Consider the following 18,963-nt stretch of genomic DNA (forward strand, 5'->3'; position numbering starts at 1 on the left):
CGGATACGAGCTATACCCGACCGTGGCACTCCGGAACCTCTTTTGTCGGGCGTCACCGACCGGTGTGCATGGTACGAGTCGGGGCACACACCTCTATCGCCGGCGGTGTCTACAACGCCGTCGAGGAACAGGTCGAGTACAGCGGCAACTGCGGGCAGATCTTCTCACACTCGCCGCAGGTCTGGCAGGACCCCAACATCGACGACGAGGAGGCCGAACAGTTCCGCGACCTCGCAGCCGACCACGGCGTCGGCCCGTGGGTCATCCACTCGTCGTACCTCGTCAACCTCTGTACGCCTAAAGACGATCTCCGCGAGAAGTCACTCGATTCGATGCAGAAGGAGGTCGACGCCGCCGCAAAGCTTGGCATCGAGTACGTCAACGTCCACCTCGGAGCCCACACCGGCGCGGGCGTCGATGGCGGGCTGGACAACGCCGCCAGCGTGCTGGACGACCTCGACATCCCCGATGGGGTCACAGTGCTGGTCGAGTCCGACGCGGGTAGCGGGACGAAACTCGGTGGCCAGTTCGAGCATCTGGCGACGGTTCGCGAACGAACCGATCAGGACATCGAGTTCTGTCTCGACACGGCCCACATGTTCGCCGCGGGCTACGACCTCTCGACGCCCGAGGCCGTCGACGAGACGCTTGCGACGTTCGACGAGGTCGTCGGGTTCGAGGACCTCGCCTGTGTCCACCTCAACGACTCGAAACACGAGTGCGGGACGAACAAGGACGAACACGCCCACATCGGCGAGGGCCACATCGGCGAAGACGGGATGCGCGCGTTCGTCAACCACGACGCCATCCGCGACGTGCCGCTGGTGCTTGAGACGCCGACCGAGGACGGCAAGAGCTTCGCCTGGAACATCGAGCGCGTCACGGAACTCCGCGGCGACTGATTTCGACCGCGGTACTTTTGAGTGCGACTCGACTCTGAGGAACTGTGCGCAGGTTCTCCGCCGACTACCTCGAAACCACCCGCAGGGGAATGTGGGCTGACTCCCGTGCGGCGCTCTCGGACCTGCAGTTGGACGAGTGTGAGCGCGTTCTCGACGTGGGCTGTGGAACCGGCGAACTGACCCGCGTCCTCCGCGAGGAGACCGACGGGACGGTCGTCGGCCTCGACGCCGACACGGACCTGCTGGCCGCCGCCGGCGACCCGGCCGTCTGCGGAGACGCGACGCGACTTCCCTTTGCTGCCGACAGCTTCGACCTCGTGGTCTGTCAGGCGCTGCTCATTAACCTCCCCGACCCCGAACTCGCGGTTCGGGAGTTCGCCCGCGTCGCCACCGACCGGGTGGCCGCCATCGAGCCGAACAACGCCGCCGTCACTGTCGAATCGACCGTCGACGCGGAGCCGGCGCTGGCCCGCCGCGCCCGCCGGCTCTTTCTCGATGGGGTGCGGACGGACGTTACCCTCGGCGGCGATGCCGCCGACGTATTCCGCGACGCGGGGCTGTCCGTCGTCTCGACAACGAAATACAATCAGGAGCAGCGCATTGAGCCGCCCTACGACGACGCGGCGATACAAGCGGCCCGGCGGAAGGCGACTGGAACGGGGCTGGCCCACGACCGTGAGACAATTCTCAACGGCGAGGCGACGCCCGCCGAGTACGACGCACTCCGGGAGCGCTGGCGGTCGATGGGACGGGACGTAATCGAGCAGATGCAAGACGAGACCTACGAGCGCCGCGAGACGGTGCCGTTCTTCGTTACTGTCGGCGAGGGTCCGTGACCCGCTCGCTACCGAGTTCGGGGAGCAGAGTGCCCGCCAGTCCGTAGACTGCGATGTCCAGCAGACTGGCGAGCAGGCCGACGACGCCCCCGACGACACTGGCGACACCGACCCCGATGAGAAGCACCAGCAGCACCGACTGGAGGCGAACCCCGCCGCTCTGTAGCGTCGAGACGAGTGCCACCGCGAGCAGTCCCAGCAGGAACGTGACGCCCGCGACACTCCCGGCAGCGGTACCGTGGAGTACGAGCGTGCGAACGCCGGCCGAGTCGAGCGGCACCCGGCGGTGGACCCACCGAACGGCCAGAACGAACAGCGCCCAGAGGTAACAGAAGACGGCGACGCCGACGAGGGTGTTCAGCCCGGCGAGCAGGTCGGCGAGGTCGCCGCTCGCGTGGACGGCGAGGACGCCGAGCAGGACGAACAGGGTGGTGTCGAACGTGGCGAGCGTCCACGTCACGAGTGACACCGGTCGCGTGAAACTCTGTTTGCCGTCGCGCGCTGGCTCAGTCTCACTCGCTCTGTTCGCCATCTCCACCTGCTCACGCTGGTCCTCAGCCATGCGCGAGAACCTCCGCGAGGACGACGATGCCGAGGAGGACGGCCGCCGTCGCGCCGTACGCCTGCGAGAGCGTTCGCCGGAGGGCTGGGGGCAGGTCGTCGAGCGTATTCACGCGGTCACCGATCCGAGCGAGGAGTAGCGTGCGGACGACCGAGCCCCCGACAAGGACGACGACGACGGCGAGTTTCACCAGCAAGGTCCGTCCCCAGTCGGTTCCGGGACCCGGCGGTCCGAGCGCACCGAGGTTCCCGACGCCGGTGACTACGAGCACGCCAACGCCGCCCCAGAACAGCCACTCGAACTGCCGCGCGGGCGCGAGCGTGGCGATAGTGCCGCTCCGATAGCTGTACCAGAGACCGGTCGTGCCGCCGACGAGGGCCGCCATCGCGAGGACGTGGAGGGTCCGAATCGGGAGGGCTGCCATAGCTGTCGGTTCAGCGGCACGTCGCAAAGAATGACGGGGTCATCCCGACTGGTCGATTGTCACCACGCCCTCGCCCGTCGTCAAATTGTACCGTGTCGACGGGTCGACGGTCAGGCTGACGACGCCGCTGTCGAGGGCGTCCGGGAGCTTGAACCTGACGACCGTCGACCGAGCAGTGAAATCACTGGTGTACACGCAGGGCTGCGTGTAACAGCCGAACGCGTGGATGCCGTCCGCCGTCTCCTCGATGCGTTTCAGGTGTGGAACGATAGACCCGGAACCCCAGCCGGTCTGGACGACGAGGACGGCGTGACTCCCGAAGTCGGTGTCGGCGGCGAGGCTGTACGCGTCACTGCTGTCGTTCTCGAACCGCTCGATGTCCTCGGCCTCCGTCAGGAGTGTCGCATAGAGCTGGTCACCGTCGTCGTCCGGGGCGCGCGCCAGCCCCTCGCCGGCAAACAGCGTCCCTCGGGTCGACTCCTGTTCGAACGACAGCGATGGCTCGGCCGGCATATTCGCACAGAGATACAGCGGGTCGCGGTCGCCCTCACCGGAGTCGTCGATATTGCACTCGACTGCCTCGACCTCGTATGGCGGCGTCTCGACTCTGTCTAGCCCGTCCGGAAGCCTGTCTAGCGCATCCGTCGGCGTTTCGTCGGTGGGCGTCTCCGGCTCTCCATCGTCGGTGGCTGTCTCCGGCTCTCTATCGTCGGTAGGCGTCTCTGTGCCTCCGTCGTCCGCTTCGGTGTCGGGATCAGTTCCCGGCGACGGATGTGTGCGTGTTTCCGCGCCGCCGTCGCTACCGCCGTTCCCGCCCGGCGCGAGACAGCCGCTCAGGGCACCAATCGCAACGCTACCGAACAGTCCAAGGGCCGCTCGACGCGTTCGTTGCATACGATTCCCTTCCCGTGATAGGGGTGTATCCCTTCTGTTCGCTCAAAACCGCGTTGTAGCTGTCATGGCCAGTGATGTCGCCCGTCGATAGACCCTTGCGGTGTGAGCGGCTACGGACGACACGTGCCGACTCGCGTCTCCCTATGATACCACCGCTCGTCCACCGCTGTCCGGAGTGCCGTCACATGACCTGGAGCCGCCGGTTCACGGCGGTTGCGGACGGCGAGAGCGGCTCGCGGCTCGTCGAATGTCCCGCCTGCGGACACCGGTTCTCGACGGTCGACGCGCCCTGGCTGCAGTAAGTCGGCCTGTCCAGCGCCGGCACGGTGAGCGCTACACCACGTCGCCTCGAACCGTCGCGCCCTCCTGCTGTGCCCGGTACTCTTTGACCGCGTCGGCAGCGTCGCCGGCCGCCGTCTCGTCCATCCCGAGCATCGACAGCGACTGGGTCAGCGTCGGGAAGACGAACTCGTTGTCACGGAGCTTCTGGAACGCGTCGGGCGACCGTTCGCCGTCGAGCCACAGACAGGCCCCCCGGGGGTCCAGAATCTGCTCGTAGTCGTTTCGCATCTTCGCGCCCTTGAGCCGCTGGGTGACGTTGTCCTCGAAGGACGCGTTACACACTTCCAGATGGACCGGCTCGTCGTCGTTCAGGAGGTGGGCGGCGAGGCACTTCTCGGGCGCGGCGTGGCCGTTGGCGTTCGCGCGGATGTACTCGGGGTGCTCGTCAGCCCACGCGGCGCGAACGGTCTTGCCGACCCCGTCGACGCCGTGACTGCGCTGGAACTCTTCGGCGCGCTCCGGCGCGTCTTTGAACAGGATGTCTTTGGTGACGTAGACGTCCAGTCGCTCGACCGGGTCCAGTCCGAGCGCTACGTCGCCGTACACCCACACCTCCCGGACCGGGACCGGCATCGTCTCGTCCTCGACTGTGGCGACGATTTCCTCGACCCGCTCGACTGCCTCCGGACGGTCCAAACTCATTGCTTGCTCTACTGTTTGCGCAGCCTAAACGCTGACTCTCCGTGTCCGCTCCGTCGCGTGTCGCACAGACCACTGTGGCGGTCCGTCCGTGCATGGTGGTCAGCTCCTCACGTGGTCGGCAGCGATTTCGCTCCCTTTGACACAGGCGACGGTGCCAAGCCCCGGCCATGTGGTGTCCCCGGCGAGGTAGAACCCCTCGACGCCCACGTTCTGTGGAACGGCTCCCTGATTCGCGTTTGCCGGCGTCTGCCTGTATCCCCCGACTGCCCCGCGGGGTCTGTTCGTGAACTGCTCGTAGGTGACCGGCGTCGCCATCTCGGAGACGACTGGGTCGGTCCCGAGGTCGGGATAGACAGTCCGGCCGCCTGCAAGTAGTTGCTCGCGAGCGGCTGCCTTCTTTTCCTCGTAGGCCGCCCTATCAAGGCCTTGCCACGGCTCGACTGCACAATGTGTGGACAGCATGACTGCCCGGTGTCCTGCCGGTGCGCTCACGTCGTCACCTGGCGCGGAGACGGAGACGAACATATTGTTCCCGTTGCCCAGCGGTTCGTCGTAGGCCTGGAGAATCTGGTGGTGCGTCCGCTCGCGGCTATCGACCTCGGCTTCCGGGACACCGAGAAATAACACGAGCGCGCTCCCCTCGTGGGCTTGTAACATCGAACAGTAGTCATCAAGTCTGTCGCCGACGACCGTCGGTGCGAGGCTCCTGGTAACGGGAACTGGGACAGTGCTGACGACCTGTTCCGCGCGGATCGGACCAGCCGCTGAGTCGATACGGAAGTCCCCGCCGGTTCCGGTTATCGACCTGACAGTGCGGCCCGTCTCGACCCGCCCGCCGATGTCCGTGTACTGGTCGACGAAGGACCTCCAGAAGCCGTACATCCCACCGGTCGCTCGGCCCAGCCCTGTCCGACGGATCGTCATCCCGAGAACGGCGTTCAACAGCGGCGCGTCATCGACCGTGGCATGGACTGTATCCTCGACGAGCATCGAGACGACTGCTCGGAGCGGTCGGTCGTCGGACACGCCGTGGGCGCGCATCGCGTCGGCCATCGTCCAGCGGAGATATCTGACCAGCGGAAGGTCCCGAAGGCCGACTGCAGTGGCGTTCCGAACGAGATCACCGACGCTCTGTATCGGCATTTTGACGTCTGTTCTGGTGAGTCGCCAGAGCCGCGCTGAGAGGTCATCGATGAAGTCGTAGAACGCCAGCTGTCGCCTGTCGTCGCCGAGTTTCCTGCGCCGCTCGGCGTCCCAATCGGCCTGGTCGCGGTACAGCGTTACCGTTCGGTCCGGCAGCCAGACGTCGTAGGCGTCCTGTATTTCTAGTGATGGCGGCTCGAAGCCGACAGCCGACAGCAGCTGGCCACCGACACCCTCTGGGACGAAATCCACGAGGGTTGTCGCGCCGACATCGAACCGGAACCCCGCTCGTTCGTAGTAGCCTGCACAGCCACCGACGCTGTGATGCTGTTCGAGGACGACCGTCGAGTAGCCGTCTGCCTGCAATCGTGCGGCCGTGCTCATCCCGGCCACGCCACCCCCGATGACGGCCACATCTGCGGACTTAGTTTCCATAGGTGCTAGCCCACGTGACCGTTCCGTCTTCGACCGATGTGAGAGGGCTGACGCGTTTGATTTCGTTTGGTTGGACCAAAACCATTGATTCAGCTACAGGTAGGACGGACTAAATGGTTCTCCTCCAGAAGCCGAACGCTGATTTACCAGTGCTGTGTCGCTACTGACATGTCTACCGTCCAGACGCAGTTCCGGGACCTGACAGAGTGGGCCGAGGGCACCTCGCCGCTGTACGCCTCCCTCTGCCGAGACGCTGCTGAGGACCCCGCCGTTCTTGACCTTGCCTCAGCGGTCCCCGAGGACCGTCAGGCTCCGCACCTCCTGCTCGCTGCGGTCCACTACCTGCTCGACCAGCAGCACGACCATCGGCTGGCCCAGTACTACCAGAGTATCGTTGCGGACCCGCGAGAACCGGACGACGAGTGCTTTCCAGCCTTCCGCGAGTTCTGTTTCGACCATGCCGACGACATCCGGCCGCTCCTTCGGACCCGACGCACGCAGACGAACGCGGTACGGCGCAGCGCAGTCCTCTACCCGGCTATCGCACAGGTGGCCCGCGCCACCGACGGGCCGCTTGCGCTGGTGGAACTCGGGCCAAGCGCCGGCCTGAACATGCTGTTTGACCGCTACCGCTACGACTACGACGGTCTCGTAGTGGGTAACAGCGACTCGCCGATTACCATCGAGAGCAGCGTCCGACGCGGCGACCCGCCGCTTCCGGAGACGCCGCCCGCTATCCGCTCTCGGGTCGGTCTCGACCGCCATCCGCTCGACGTGACTGACGAGGCAGACAGGGACTGGCTCCGCGCACTCGTCTGGCCCGAACACGAGGAGCGGCGCGCCGTGTTAGACGGTGCGCTGACGGTCGCACGGGACGACCCACCCGCAGTTATCGAGGGCGATATGCTCGATGACCTGCCGGTGGCACTTGACGAGATTCCGTCCGATGTCCCGGTTTGTGTCGTCAACACGCTCGTGCTGTATCAGGTTCCAGCGGAACTGAACGAGGCGCTGACGACGGTGCTCGAAGCGCACATGGCCGAGCGCCCGCTGCACTGGCTCACCGGTCGGCGGGACCTGTCGGGCGGCGAGTCAATGGAGCTGGACTGGAAACGCCGGACCGACGATGGCATCGAGACCACGCATCTCGTCGACTACGAGCCCCACGGCGCGTGGCTGTCGTGGCGGCCCTGAGCGCCGCACGGCTTCCACGTCGACAATGCGATCGGTGACTGTCAGGTGTTTACCCGGGCTTATGTCCCCGCCACGGGAACGTTGGGTATGCAGATTCGCGTGTACGACGAAGGGGCTGCCCGAGACTGCCTCTTCGTTCTCGGCTGGGGGAATCGGTGTCGACACCGGAACGTCCAGTGGCTCATCGACCAGCTTGCCACGGCGTACCGCGTCCACGCCGTCGAACTGCCGACACATATCACCGACTACCGGCGGGAGTGGGTGGGTCCGGTCCAAGAGTACGCTTCTGACCTCGGCGGGTTCGACCTGCTCGGGCACAGTGCGGGCGGGCTGACAGCGGCCCATCTCGATACCGATGGTATCGGCAACCGAGTATACCTGAGTCCATGGTGGGACAGTGACTTCCCGGTTCCGGGGCCGGTGCTCGACGCTATCGCCTCGCTCCCGGTTACGAAACCATTCATCCCGGTTGATACGCTAGACGCCGACGCTATCGGCGACCTGGCGACGACCCAGCAGCTTGCGGATGCCCCGTCGTCGGTTTCGCCGGCGTTCCTTCGGACAGTGTTTCGGGCCCAGCGGTCGCTGCCGCCGACCCGGAACACCGCCGCGGCGTTTTGCTCACTTACGGACACAGTTGTCGACCCGCGTGCCGTCGGGGAGCGTCTGCCGGCCGACCGCATCCGACTGTACGACGGCGGCCACGAACTGTTCTCCTCGAGCGGCCGCGAGCAGACCGTCGAGACGGTTCTCGATGCGCTACAGCACGGCCCCGACGCGCTGTGACCGCTGTCTCCGACGATGCCGCGGTAAGCTGCCCTGCCGGACCCGAGACGAAACCCTCTCACCATTGCGGCCACGACTACTCGTCACGATGGAGTGCGACAAATGCGGCGAGAACGCGGTGTTACACGCGGCCTATTCCGGGCTGCACCTCTGTGAATCTCATCTCTGCCGAGCGGTCACAAAACGGGTTCGCCGTCGCATCCGCGAGGACGGCCTCGTGTCCGACGACGCCACTGTCGAGGACCCCGAGACGTGGGTCATCGGCCTCTCGGGCGGCAAAGACAGCGTCGTCCTCACGCAGATTCTGCACGACACGTTCGCCGAAGACCCTCGCATCGAACTGGTTGCGCTTTCTATCCACGAAGGCATCGAAGGCTACCGCGACGCGAGTCTGGAGGCCTGTGAAGAACTGACCGACGACCTCGGCATCGAACACGTCACCGTCTCCTACGCCGAGGAGTTCGGCGTCCAGATGGACGATGTCGTCGAGGACGACCCGGAAGGGATGGCTGCCTGTGCTTACTGCGGCGTGTTCCGCCGCGACCTTCTCTCGAAGTACGCTGCGGAACTCGACGCGGACAAACTGCTGACCGGCCACAACTTAGACGACGAGGCCGAGACGGCGCTGATGAACTTCCTCGAAGGCGACGTGGAACAGATCGCCAAGCACTTCGAGGCGTCGCTGGGGCCGTTTGACTCGTCTGCCGACGCGCCGACGGAACAGACGCGCGAGGCGCAAGACCATCACATCCCACGGGCCAAGCCGCTCCGTGACATCCCGGAGAAGGAAGTCGCGCTGTACGCCCGCTTCAAGGACCTCCCGGCACACATCACCGAATGTCCCCACGCCGAAGAGGCCTACCGCGGCGAGATACAGGACCTCATGCTCGGACTGGAAGAGAACCATCCCGGGACTCGCCACTCGATAATGGCTGGCTACGAGAAGCTCGCCGCGTTAGCCGCCGACACCTACGGCGGCGAGAACAGCGACACCGACTACGGCGAGTGTGACAACTGCGGCGCTCCGACGGCGCGGGACCTCTGCCGGAAGTGCAATCTGCTGGATGCGCTGGAAGCAGTCTGACCGAAGTCCCGTTTGTCAGACACCGCTGAGTAAAAGCGTCGCTCACGACCGAAAAACCGAAAGAAGAATCGCGGGCGTCGCTACTTGTTCGTCCGGATGACGTCAAGTCCGTTGTTCTTCTCGCGCTGATCCTGTCCGCCGTCAGTCTCGCTGTACCCGGCGTTGCGACCGCCGCTGTTCTGACTCCCGCTGTTCGGAGCGGGGCTGTCGAAGTTCTCGACGTTGTCGGACGCGTCGAAGGAGGTGTCGTCGCCGACTTCCTGAATCGCCTCGCGGGACTTGTTGGCCTGCTTCTGGGTCGTCGGACCGAGTACCTGAGCGGACTGGACGCCGGTCATGATGGCCATGACCCGGACCTTGCCCTTGTACTCTTCCTGAATCCGTGCGCCCCAGATGACGTTGGCGTCGGCCTCGAGTCGCTCGGTGATGTTCTGTGCGATGCCCTCGGCCTCCTTCAGCGTGAGGTCCGGACCGCCGGTGATGTGGACCAGGCCGCCGCTCGCGCCGCGGTAGTCCACGTCGAGCAGCGGATGGTTCATCGCGTCCTTGACGACCTCTTCGGTCTTGTTCTTGTCCTGGGTCTCACCCACGAGCATCACCGCGACGCCGCCTTGGTTCATGATGGATGTCATGTCGGCGTAGTCGAGGTTGATGAGGCTCGGCTGGGTGATGGTCTCGGAGATGCCCTTGACGGTCTCGGCGATGATCTGGTCCATCACGGAGAACGCCTTGCCGATGGGCAGGTTCGGGACGTAATCGAGCAGGCGGTTGTTGTCCAGCACGATGATGGAGTCCGCTTCGTTGCGGAGCTTCTCCAGGCCTTCCTCGGCCTTGACCGTGCGGGCCCGCTCGACGTTGAACGGCGTCGACACCATGCCGACGACGATTGCGCCCTGCTCTTTGGCTATCTTCGAGACGACGGGGGCCGCGCCGGTCCCTGTTCCGCCACCCATCCCGGCGGTGACGAACACGAGGTCAGCGTCGCCCAGCACTTCCTTGATAGTCCCCTGTGCCATCTCCGTGGCGCGCTCGCCCATGGATGGGTCACCGCCGGCCCCGAGGCCGTTGGTGAGGGACTTGCCGACCAGAATCTTCGTGTCGGCTTCGATCATCTTGAGGTGCTGTTTGTCCGTGTTGATGGCCACGGTGTCAGCGCCCTCGACGCCGATGTTGTACAGGCGGTTGACCGTGTTGTTGCCGGCGCCACCACAGCCGACGATGACGATGCGCGGGTCACCGAACCCGTCGACGTCCTCGTCGGACATCCGCTTCTTTTCTTGCTCGTCGCGTTCGAGGGCCTCGTTAACGATATCCTGCATCGTTACACCTTGGCCCAGGACCGCTTCTTTTCGGAGGCTTGTTCGGAGCCTTCCTCGGCGAGCATCTCCCGAACCGCCGAGCGAATCGCTTCGCTCCGATTGGGGTACTCGCCCGTCTCGACCATCTGTTCGACCTCTTCAATCTGCTGCTTCGGAATCCGTAGTGTCACACGCTCCATGTTTGGTAGTTCCCCTTGGGTAAGACGGCCCGGGCGGGGTCTGTTTACGCCCCGCACGAGCGTTTACACAGCGAAACCGCAGTACGAGGGCGGCATCCCCTCGCGTTCGCCGCTGTGTAAGACGACCGTCTTACGCAGAATAAACCACTGACCCTGATGTATTAAAACTTACGGGCAGTGTCATACACTTCCTCGTTTACGACGTTTGAAGCCTTCTGTCTGGCGCAAACGCCGATTTAGGTCTGATCGAGCACGTCCGCCGCGGGCGTTCGTCTCCCACAGCCCGGGCAGAATCCCCAGTCTGACCGGAGTTCATCGCCGCAATCACAGAACACCCGCCGGGACGCCTTTTCGCCACAGTTCGGGCAGTAAACGTGGTCAGAGCCCAGATTCTCACCGCATTGCGCGCATGTCTTACGTTCCTCTGTGTCGGTCCTGTCCCGCGTTTTCGGGTCTGTCTTACGCCCATTCGCGTCTGACGCCTGACCATCACTGTGGGGCCGCTCGTCCTCGGGACTTGCACTTTGGTCGGCGGTCCGCAGTCGTTCGGTTTCGGCGTTCGCTGCCCCTGCGCTTACGCCGTCTAACGAGATGTTTACGTTGACATCCTGCGGTTGCGAGGGCGGACGTCGCGTCTGCAGTCGGTCGGCGATGATACTGTCGACGCGTTCTTCGATGAGCTCGTCGATTGTCTCGGCGTCAGTCACGGACTCTGACGACGACGGTGGTTCCGACGCTGACGGTGACGCGTCTCCGAGATACTCTCGAAGCGCCTCGCGCATGACCTCGCTCTTCGAGGCGTCGAACGCCTCGAGTTGGTCGATGAGGTCATCGTCAGCACGGAACGTTATCTTACTCATCGGACTCGGTGAAGGTATTGTACAGGATGGTATTTTAATCTTCCCGCGCTGTCTGACGCCCGTCAGCTACTGGCATGACGCGATACCGTACCTTCCGCTGAGACGCCGTTCGTAGACTCTGTTGCCCTGTCTATCAGACCTCTGAGAGCGGGTCAGACGTGTCTGACACGCATCAGTGTGTCACTCCGCGTCGTGTGACCGTTCGGCGAACCCTCCGTGAATAACAACCCTTAAGTCCAGACGGCGGGGTATTTTCGGGTGTCGACCGCCCTTAGCTCAGACTGGTAGAGCAGTCGACTGTAGATCGACTTGTCCCCCGTTCAAATCGGGGAGGGCGGACTCCTTCTGATGCCGACTGCGAACGAAGTGAGCCAGCGGCGTCTGTCGAGTAACCCACTGCCCGATTTGAGCCTGGAAGTCGCAGCGGCCGAGCAAGGCGAGGCCGACCGTCTTCCTATGTTCAAATTGGGGAGGGCGGACTTGGTTTTCAGCCGGTGTCGAGTGGCTGTGAACTGGCTCGGTGCAGCTGCTGTGCTGTCGAATGCAAGCGTCGAGTATGTTCTCCGATCGGCGAACTACACCTCGAAACGCAGTCAATGCAGCACTAGAACCGCTCGCTCATCGCCGCCAGCCCGGCGTCCACGTCGACGGTCGCGCCCTGCTCGTCGAGCGCGTTGCCCAGCGCCGCGAGCAGGTAGCTGACGTTCTTGCGACGAGCGGAGTGGCCCATGCAGCCGATACGCCAGATGTCGCCTTCGAGCGCGCCGAGGCCGCTGGCGATTTCGAGGTCGTACTCGTCCAGCAGGTGCTGGATGACTGCGCCATCGTCGACACCGTCGGGCACGCGGACGGTATTGAGGCTCGGGAGCCAGAAGTCCTCGGGGGCGTTCATCTCCAGTCCCATGCCCTCGACGCCGGCTTTCAGCGCGCCAGCGACGCGCAGGTGACGATCCCAGCGTTCTTCGATGCCTTCCTCAGCGACGAGTCGCAGCGCCTCACGCAGCGCGTACACGTTCGTAATCGGGGCCGTGTGGTGGTAGGCCCGCTCCTCGCCCCAGTACCCTTCCAGCAGCGAGAGGTCCAGATACCACGACCGGGGCTCCTCCTCGCGGGTGAGGACCTTGTCCATCGCGTCGTCGTTGAGCGTGAGCGGGCTCGCGCCCGGCGGACAGGAGAGGCACTTCTGCGGGCCGGAGTAGGCCACGTCAATGCCCCATTCGTCGACGCGGAATTCGACGCCGCCCAGCGAGGTCACGCTATCGGCGACGACCAGCGCGTCGTTTGCGTGGGCAATATCAGTAAGTTCGGGCACGGATGGCTGGAGGACGCCGGTGCTGGTCTCAGCGTGGACGAACCCGAACACGTCCGGGCTGTGTTCGTCGAAGGCCGTTTCGACCGCCGCCGGGTCGAGCGGCTGGCCCCAGGGGGCGTCGACGGTGACGACCTCGCCGCCCGCACGCTCGGCCATACTTGCCATCCGGCCGCCGAAGTAGCCGTTCGTCGGAACAAGCATCGTATCGCCCGGCTCGACGACGTTGCCGATGGCCGCCTCCATCGCCGCGGAGCCGGTGCCGGAGACCGGAATGGTCCACTTGTTGTCTGTTCGGAACGTGTACCGGAGGAGGTCCTGGACCTCGTCCATGATCTCGATGAACGAGGGGTCGAGGTGGCCGACCAGCGGCGTACTCATCGCCTTGAGTACGCGCGGATGGACGTCGCTTGGGCCGGGCCCCATCAGTGTTCGATCCGGCGGTGTCAACTCACCGACAGCAGGTGCCTCATCCATATCGTCCGTTACCTGGTGACTGGGCATTAAAATCCGTGGTCGCAACTCTCTGGGTGGGACAGGGTCGGTCTCACGACTCCCCCGGAAGGCTAATTGGCCTGCCGTAGAAATGTATAACAGAGATCATATCTGCGCCGCCAGTCACCGGCTGCCACTACCCTCCTCCATAATCGCAACCGCCAGACGCGACTGGCATAAAATGTGTGAACGATCTACTCCGTTTTTACTCTCGTATTGCTAAGGTGGCGTGTGGTCGTCGATGGGATTGTTCGATAACGCGTCCCCTGGGGAGGAACCGAGCCGCCGGTACACCTGTCTGGTGTGCCGGGCGTCGTTCGACGTTCAGTACCACTCGTGTCCGGACTGTGGTGCGTACGACATCCGCCGGACGAAGTGGCTCACGTAGCCCCCGGCGTCCACGTTGGCACGTCCACCGGACTGCCTGCTATCGGGCTACACTGCCCTTTTTTGTTCGGGTTGTCGCCGTGTATCACAGCCACCAAGTGACTGCCGATGGGACAGTCGTACGTGAACCGACGACAGTTAGGGACGACGGGGTACGACGTGACGGATGTCGGACTGGGCACCTGGAACATCGGTGGTGACTGGGGTGACGTCTCGGCGGCGGAGGGCCGGGAAACGATCCGGACCGCGCTCGACGCTGGCGTCGATTTCATCGACACCGCTGACGTGTACGGCGACGGCTTCAGCGAACAGCGCATCGCCGACGTGCTCGACGAACGCGAGGCCCGGGACGAGGTGACCGTCGCGACGAAGGCTGGCCGCCGCCTCGACCCGCACACTGCCGAGCGCTACAACTACGACAATCTCTCCGAACACGTCGACCGCTCACGGGACTACCTCGGGGTCGACACGCTCGAACTGCTGCAACTGCACTGCCCGCCGACCGACGCCTACTACCAGCCGGAGACGTTCGACGCCCTCGCGCGGCTGAAAGACGAGGGGAAAGTCGATCACTGCGGCGTCAGCGTGGAACGCGTCGAGGAAGGGCTGAAAGCCATCGAGTACCCCGCGGTCGAGACGGTCCAGATAATCTTCAACATGTTCCGCCAGCGGCCCGCGGAGCTGTTCTTCGAGGAGGCCAAGCGCCGCGACGTCGGCGTCATCGTCCGCGTTCCGCTGGCCTCCGGACTCCTGACCGGGAAACTCTCCCGGGACACAGAGTTCCCCGAGAATGACCATCGGAACTTCAATATCGAGGGCGAGGCCTTCGACCGCGGCGGGACCTTCGCCGGCCTCCCGGTCGACGCGGGCTTCGACGCGGTCGAGGAACTTCGCCAACACGTCCCCGGGCGGATGACGATGGCCCAGATGGCGCTGCGCTGGATTCTGGACCACGACGCGGTGTCGACTGTCATCCCCGGCTCTACCTCGTCGGCCCACGTCCGGGCGAACGCGGCGGTCAGCGAGATGGATCCGCTCTCGAATCAGGTCCACGGCGCGGTGCGTGACATCTACGAGGAGTACGTCTTCGACGATGTCCACCATCGCTGGTAGTCGCTGCTTCGCCGATTTGTATGATTGCATATGTGTTTTCATGGTGGTAGAGTGCGATTAGTGCAGCAAAAATTGGCCCAAGATTCTGTTGAAGAGGTTGCTGCCGTACTTGAATTATGATAACGAATATGATTAATCTGGTGGCGGAATACATATGAATACAGACAGTTTCTGGATATCGTCGTATCAGAATTCGATAACGAGTCTGACGTACTATCGAGTGTGCTGCGCCTCGCAGTAGCAACTGACCCGCGGCAGTCGGCGGACGTATTAGGAACCGATGCCGGGTGGCCAAACCCGGCGTGAAACCGTCCCGTACAGGGGAGCATGGAACGGTGGGCGTCGGGAGAGTACGAGCACGAAGTGTGCTCGCATTTACTCCTCCGTGCTATCCACTGTTTGTTATACAGCTCTTTATCTGGTGACAGTCGACGGACTGGGTGACAGGAGGCGGCTACCGAATGTCGCTCACGCCAACTGGAAAGACATCGCCGTTGCACACTGCAACTGATGCCCCGGCAGGTGTTACAGCCGTTGGATTTGGCCATTACTGGCCGTTTATGACGAACTAGCCGCTTGCTACCGGCCGAACGTTGGTTCGTAACCACACTCGCTCCGGTGTGGGACAAGTCGGGGCGGCGGATGCGACGCAGTGGTGCTTAGTCCTCGGTCGTGAGTTTCGGGCCTGGCTTCCAGGTGTTGCCTTCGAGGACAACGAGGTCGTAGCGTTCGAGCACTTGGAGCGTATCGACGACCGCTTGTGCATCGAAGGAGACGGTCATGTCCTCGGGCAGTTGCTGAGCAATCGCACTGCGTGTCCCGCCGTCCATTCGGACCACTGTGTCAAGCAACTGTTCGAGGTCGTCGAGCAGTGAGACGAGCGACGTCGACCCATCGTCCTCTGTTGCCAGTTTCGACATGACTTCGTCGTAATTTCCCGATATCTCCATCGATACGGACACTGTTTCGTCTTCGAGGTCTTCTTCGTCTCCCATAGGACCAGATATGTGCACACTTATAGAAATACGTTTCTGTATCCCGAACAACGTGTGTATCTTTCGTCTGTTTCTCCGCAAATCCACTTTCACTATGTGTTTATATATTGGGAATAGTAGAATCAGAAATACGCCGTATAGCAATTTAATTCCCTATACAATACGATATACTATATTGTATGATCTTACACATCTTTTTTCAAGGTCAAAAATAGCTATATGGATATATAAGACGATATTTACTATCATCTATGCGTTTCTACAGCTGTCTGTCCTGTGTCAGGGGCGTCGCCCACGGTCTGGCTGTTTCAGTAAACAGAACGATACCGATAGCTTCGCTGTGATGCCAACAGACACGCGGAATCGAGCGCGACACGACAGGGCTCAGTTCAACGGGATAGCGACTGAGCGGCCCAGTCTGGCTGCTCAACCGGGCTAACTGTCACCCATACTGCTTGGACCGGATAACAAAAGTACGGGTATTATCCTTTTGAGCCTGCGTCTCACGAAACCGAACGGAATGGTCGTGAGCGTCCACCTATGGCGTACTGCGGGAATTATTCCAGTATACGGAACGCCACATCACAGAACGGTCTGCTCGCAGACGGCAGTCCGAGAAGCAGTGCAGGAATTCGGCGACAACGAGATCAAACCTCACGGAGCGGACTGTGACAGGGAGAAACGCTATCCAGCAGAATTGGTGGAGCAGGCGGCACAGTACGACCTCATCACCGACCGCGTGCTGTGGGACCGTTGATGCTGGGAGACTGCGCAGTCTACCGTCGAAGCGTGAGGAACTCTGCCGAGAACACAGCTTCGTCGGCCTGATTCAGCGCGGTGACTTCGGTCCGGACGACGCCCGTCGCAACCGTGTGGTCTCGCCGCTCCGTGTCGACGATCTCGGCCTCGACGTGAATCGTATCCCCCAGAAGCACTGGCCTGACGAACCGAAGCCGGTCGATGCCGTAGAACGCGACCATGTGTCGCTTTTCGGCCTCGTCGCGGGCCTGCCATACCAGCCCAGTGACGACTGAAAACACCAGCGCACCGTGTGCGATGCGTTCGCCGTAGCCCGAGTCGGCCATCCGCTCGGCGTTCGTGTGGAGGTGATTGAAATCCCCGCTGACACCCGCAAAGTTGACCACGTCGGCTTCGGTGATGGTCCGGCCCGACGTGGTAACGCTATCGCCAACGTCGACTGTGTCGAACTCGCCGGCCATCTTACCAGCCCTCACAAGCGGCTGTGAAACGCCGCTCCAGTTTCTGGTCGAGATGCCACTGCCCCGCTGGGACCCGCTGGCCCCGGGACCCTAGTCTGTTGCTATTGCTGGACATACACATGCCTCCGTGTCTCGCACCGGTGTTAATCCTATCGGGGGTCGTCAGTTACTCACGACGCTGCCACAGGGAAACGCGGCACCAGCCGTCCGCTCTGACTGTTCAACGATATTCAACGGAACCCGGCAGAGAGCACTCAGGACGTAGCTTTATTGGGGATGGCCGAGATGTCCGATGCGATGTCAAAGCCACACACGGAGCGGTTTCGCTTGGAGGGACAGCGGGCGATTATTACGGGTGCATCGAGCGGCATCGGCCGGGCAATCGCGGAGGAGTTCGCGGCTGACGGGGCCGACGTGGTTGTCTGCTCGCGCGAGCAGGACAACGTCGGCCCGGTGGCCGACGAAATCAACGACAGCGACCGGCCCGGTGACGCGGTCGCTATCGAATGCGATGTAACAGACCGCGAGGCCGTCGAGGCGCTGGTGGAGGCGACCGTCGACGAGTTCGGTGGGCTGGACGTACTCGTGAACAACGCTGGCGCGAGCTTCATGTCCGGGTTCGACGATATCAGCGAGAACGGCTGGAAAACCATCGTCGACATCAACCTCCACGGGACCTACCACTGCACGCAGGCGGCCGGCGACGCGCTGGCCGCGGACGGCGGCGGGGCGGTCATCAACCTCTCCAGCGTCGCCGGGGAACAGGGCGCACCGTATATGAGTCACTACGGGGCCGCAAAGGCCGGCGTCAGCAATCTCACATCGACGCTGTCGGCGGAGTGGGCCGACCGCGACATCCGCATCAACTGCATCGCGCCGGGCTTCGTCGCCACGCCAGGCGTGGAGTCACAGATGGGTGTCAGCGCCGACAATATCGACCGCGAGGCCGTCGAGCGCCGCATCGGCCTCTCCGAAGAAATCGCCGACATCGCGCTGTTCCTCGCCAGTCCGGCGTCATCGTACATCGTCGGTCAGACGATCACCGCCGCTGGCGTCCCACGGCTCGAAGAGACGCCCGACATCTGAGTATCGGGGAGTCCCAGTAACGGCGGTCAGAGTTGCGGCGTCACTCCGAGACGCCGAGCCAGCCCGGCAACTCGCGGAGGTCGTCGAACGCGATATCCACGGCGGGTCCATCCTCGGCCCCGTAAGCGACCGTCAACAGCCCGGCCTGTGTTCCGCCGTGCATGTCGTGCTCGTAGCGGTCACCGATCATCACGGCCCGTGCCGGTTCGACCTCAGCCTTTCCGAGCGCCGTTTCGAACATCGCCGGGTCCGGTTTGGTCCGCCCGACGGCCTCCGAAGCGGTGTACGAATCCATCGCGTCCCAGACGCCGAAGGTACGCAACAGTTGCTCACCCTCGTCGTCGTCCACATCGCTGATGACGCCCTGATGGAGCGGCGCGTCTGCCAGCTCCTCGATGGCCGCGACGGCGTCGGGGTTGGGCTCGGCCCGTTCGTCGCGGATTCTCCGGAACAGCGATTCCCACTCGGTTTCGTCGGGGTCTACGGCCAGAATTTCGTCGACTGCCCGCCGGTAGCCTTCGCGGGCCGGTCGGAACGCTGTGCCCTCGCGGTCGCCGAAGTACGTTCCGAGGACATCCCGCCATCGGTCGAGGGCCGCGTCGGACCCCGCAGCTGCCGGGTACTCCGCACACAGGCGGTCAACAAACTCGCGGTGGGCCGCCCGGACGGATTCCATCCGAAGGATGACGCCCCCGATATCCCAGAAGACGGCCTCAATGTCTGGCCTCTCGTTCACGGCAGCGGCTTGGACTGGCC

21 protein-coding genes and 1 tRNA gene are annotated in these 18,963 nt (G+C 63.4%); 10 read left to right on the forward strand and 12 right to left on the reverse strand.

Features of this window, described 5'->3' with window-relative positions:
• The first annotated feature begins 68 nt into the window (after nucleotides 1-68).
• Complete coding sequence (locus AMS69_RS06875; protein ID WP_053967338.1) at nucleotides 69-902, forward strand: deoxyribonuclease IV; 834 nt, start codon at nucleotides 69-71, stop codon at nucleotides 900-902.
• 89 nt (nucleotides 903-991) lie between these two features.
• On the forward strand, nucleotides 992-1,738 hold the full coding sequence (locus tag AMS69_RS06880) for a class I SAM-dependent methyltransferase (RefSeq protein WP_053967847.1): 747 nt from the start codon (nucleotides 992-994) through the stop codon (nucleotides 1,736-1,738).
• Here AMS69_RS06880 and AMS69_RS06885 read toward each other — a convergent pair.
• From AMS69_RS06885 to AMS69_RS06905, 5 genes are all read right to left on the reverse strand, one after another.
• A complete protein-coding gene (locus AMS69_RS06885) occupies nucleotides 1,716-2,300 on the reverse strand; it encodes a hypothetical protein (RefSeq protein ID WP_053967339.1) in 585 nt (194 codons plus the stop codon). The genes AMS69_RS06880 and AMS69_RS06885 overlap by 23 nt on opposite strands.
• Entirely contained in the window at nucleotides 2,293-2,724 is a 432-nt protein-coding gene (locus AMS69_RS06890) for a CopD family protein (protein WP_053967340.1), read from the reverse strand. The genes AMS69_RS06885 and AMS69_RS06890 overlap by 8 nt, the downstream gene beginning before the upstream one ends.
• Nucleotides 2,725-2,763: 39 nt before the next feature.
• A complete protein-coding gene (locus AMS69_RS06895) occupies nucleotides 2,764-3,618 on the reverse strand; it encodes a hypothetical protein (protein ID WP_053967341.1) in 855 nt (284 codons plus the stop codon).
• Nucleotides 3,619-3,951: 333 nt separating this feature from the next.
• Nucleotides 3,952-4,602 (reverse strand): DUF7095 family protein, encoded by a 651-nt coding sequence (locus AMS69_RS06900; RefSeq protein ID WP_053967342.1) that lies wholly within the window; start codon nucleotides 4,600-4,602, stop codon nucleotides 3,952-3,954.
• Between the two features lie 99 nt (nucleotides 4,603-4,701).
• Complete coding sequence (locus AMS69_RS06905; protein ID WP_053967343.1) at nucleotides 4,702-6,180, reverse strand: phytoene desaturase family protein; 1,479 nt, start codon at nucleotides 6,178-6,180, stop codon at nucleotides 4,702-4,704.
• Nucleotides 6,181-6,348: 168 nt separating this feature from the next.
• On the opposite strand from AMS69_RS06905, the gene AMS69_RS06910 reads away from it, so the two are divergent.
• The 3 genes from AMS69_RS06910 (at nucleotide 6,349) to ncsA (ending at nucleotide 9,244) form a co-directional block, all read left to right on the forward strand.
• Nucleotides 6,349-7,374, forward strand: a complete 1,026-nt coding sequence (locus tag AMS69_RS06910) for a DUF2332 domain-containing protein (protein ID WP_053967344.1) — start codon at nucleotides 6,349-6,351, stop codon at nucleotides 7,372-7,374.
• A gap of 87 nt (nucleotides 7,375-7,461) precedes the next feature.
• Nucleotides 7,462-8,160 (forward strand): alpha/beta hydrolase, encoded by a 699-nt coding sequence (locus tag AMS69_RS06915; RefSeq protein WP_053967345.1) that lies wholly within the window; start codon nucleotides 7,462-7,464, stop codon nucleotides 8,158-8,160.
• 88 nt (nucleotides 8,161-8,248) lie between these two features.
• The gene (gene ncsA / locus AMS69_RS06920; protein ID WP_053967346.1) at nucleotides 8,249-9,244 is read left to right on the forward strand and encodes a tRNA 2-thiolation protein NcsA; all 996 of its coding nucleotides are present in this window, start codon (nucleotides 8,249-8,251) and stop codon (nucleotides 9,242-9,244) included.
• An 80-nt stretch (nucleotides 9,245-9,324) separates the two neighbouring features.
• Here ncsA and ftsZ read toward each other — a convergent pair whose 3' ends face one another.
• From ftsZ to AMS69_RS06935, 3 genes are all read right to left on the reverse strand, one after another.
• Nucleotides 9,325-10,563, reverse strand: coding sequence for a cell division protein FtsZ (gene ftsZ, locus AMS69_RS06925; protein ID WP_053967347.1), 1,239 nt, complete (start codon nucleotides 10,561-10,563; stop codon nucleotides 9,325-9,327).
• A gap of 2 nt (nucleotides 10,564-10,565) precedes the next feature.
• Entirely contained in the window at nucleotides 10,566-10,742 is a 177-nt protein-coding gene (locus AMS69_RS06930) for a ribbon-helix-helix domain-containing protein (RefSeq protein ID WP_004515010.1), read from the reverse strand.
• A gap of 236 nt (nucleotides 10,743-10,978) precedes the next feature.
• Entirely contained in the window at nucleotides 10,979-11,602 is a 624-nt protein-coding gene (locus tag AMS69_RS06935) for a double zinc ribbon domain-containing protein (RefSeq protein ID WP_053967348.1), read from the reverse strand.
• Between the two features lie 265 nt (nucleotides 11,603-11,867).
• Here AMS69_RS06935 and AMS69_RS06940 point away from each other — a divergent pair.
• Nucleotides 11,868-11,941, forward strand: a tRNA-Tyr gene (locus AMS69_RS06940).
• 265 nt (nucleotides 11,942-12,206) lie between these two features.
• On the opposite strand, the gene AMS69_RS06945 is transcribed toward AMS69_RS06940, so the two are convergent.
• A complete protein-coding gene (locus AMS69_RS06945; RefSeq protein ID WP_053967349.1) occupies nucleotides 12,207-13,388 on the reverse strand; it encodes a pyridoxal-phosphate-dependent aminotransferase family protein in 1,182 nt (393 codons plus the stop codon).
• Between the two features lie 259 nt (nucleotides 13,389-13,647).
• Here AMS69_RS06945 and AMS69_RS20410 point away from each other — a divergent pair, with 259 nt between their 5' ends.
• Nucleotides 13,648-13,794 (forward strand): hydrogenase maturation nickel metallochaperone HypA, encoded by a 147-nt coding sequence (locus AMS69_RS20410; protein WP_162230986.1) that lies wholly within the window; start codon nucleotides 13,648-13,650, stop codon nucleotides 13,792-13,794.
• A gap of 122 nt (nucleotides 13,795-13,916) precedes the next feature.
• Entirely contained in the window at nucleotides 13,917-14,906 is a 990-nt protein-coding gene (locus AMS69_RS06950) for an aldo/keto reductase (RefSeq protein ID WP_053967848.1), read from the forward strand.
• A 659-nt stretch (nucleotides 14,907-15,565) separates the two neighbouring features.
• Here the strand turns inward: AMS69_RS06950 and AMS69_RS06955 are convergent.
• Entirely contained in the window at nucleotides 15,566-15,901 is a 336-nt protein-coding gene (locus AMS69_RS06955) for a hypothetical protein (protein ID WP_053967350.1), read from the reverse strand.
• A gap of 520 nt (nucleotides 15,902-16,421) precedes the next feature.
• Here AMS69_RS06955 and AMS69_RS21050 point away from each other — a divergent pair.
• Nucleotides 16,422-16,658, forward strand: a complete 237-nt coding sequence (locus tag AMS69_RS21050; RefSeq protein ID WP_053967351.1) for an acyl-CoA dehydrogenase family protein — start codon at nucleotides 16,422-16,424, stop codon at nucleotides 16,656-16,658.
• A gap of 19 nt (nucleotides 16,659-16,677) precedes the next feature.
• Here AMS69_RS21050 and AMS69_RS06965 read toward each other — a convergent pair whose 3' ends face one another.
• Nucleotides 16,678-17,121, reverse strand: coding sequence for a MaoC/PaaZ C-terminal domain-containing protein (locus AMS69_RS06965; RefSeq protein WP_053967352.1), 444 nt, complete (start codon nucleotides 17,119-17,121; stop codon nucleotides 16,678-16,680).
• Nucleotides 17,122-17,397: 276 nt separating this feature from the next.
• Between AMS69_RS06965 and AMS69_RS06970 the strand changes: the two genes are divergently transcribed.
• Complete coding sequence (locus AMS69_RS06970; RefSeq protein ID WP_053967353.1) at nucleotides 17,398-18,207, forward strand: SDR family NAD(P)-dependent oxidoreductase; 810 nt, start codon at nucleotides 17,398-17,400, stop codon at nucleotides 18,205-18,207.
• A gap of 40 nt (nucleotides 18,208-18,247) precedes the next feature.
• Here the strand turns inward: AMS69_RS06970 and AMS69_RS06975 are convergent, their stop codons facing one another.
• Complete coding sequence (locus tag AMS69_RS06975) at nucleotides 18,248-18,943, reverse strand: HAD family hydrolase (protein ID WP_053967354.1); 696 nt, start codon at nucleotides 18,941-18,943, stop codon at nucleotides 18,248-18,250.
• Nucleotides 18,944-18,963 lie beyond the last annotated feature (20 nt).

The organism is Haloarcula rubripromontorii (assembly GCF_001280425.1).
GTDB classification, from domain to species: Archaea; Halobacteriota; Halobacteria; order Halobacteriales; family Haloarculaceae; genus Haloarcula; species Haloarcula rubripromontorii.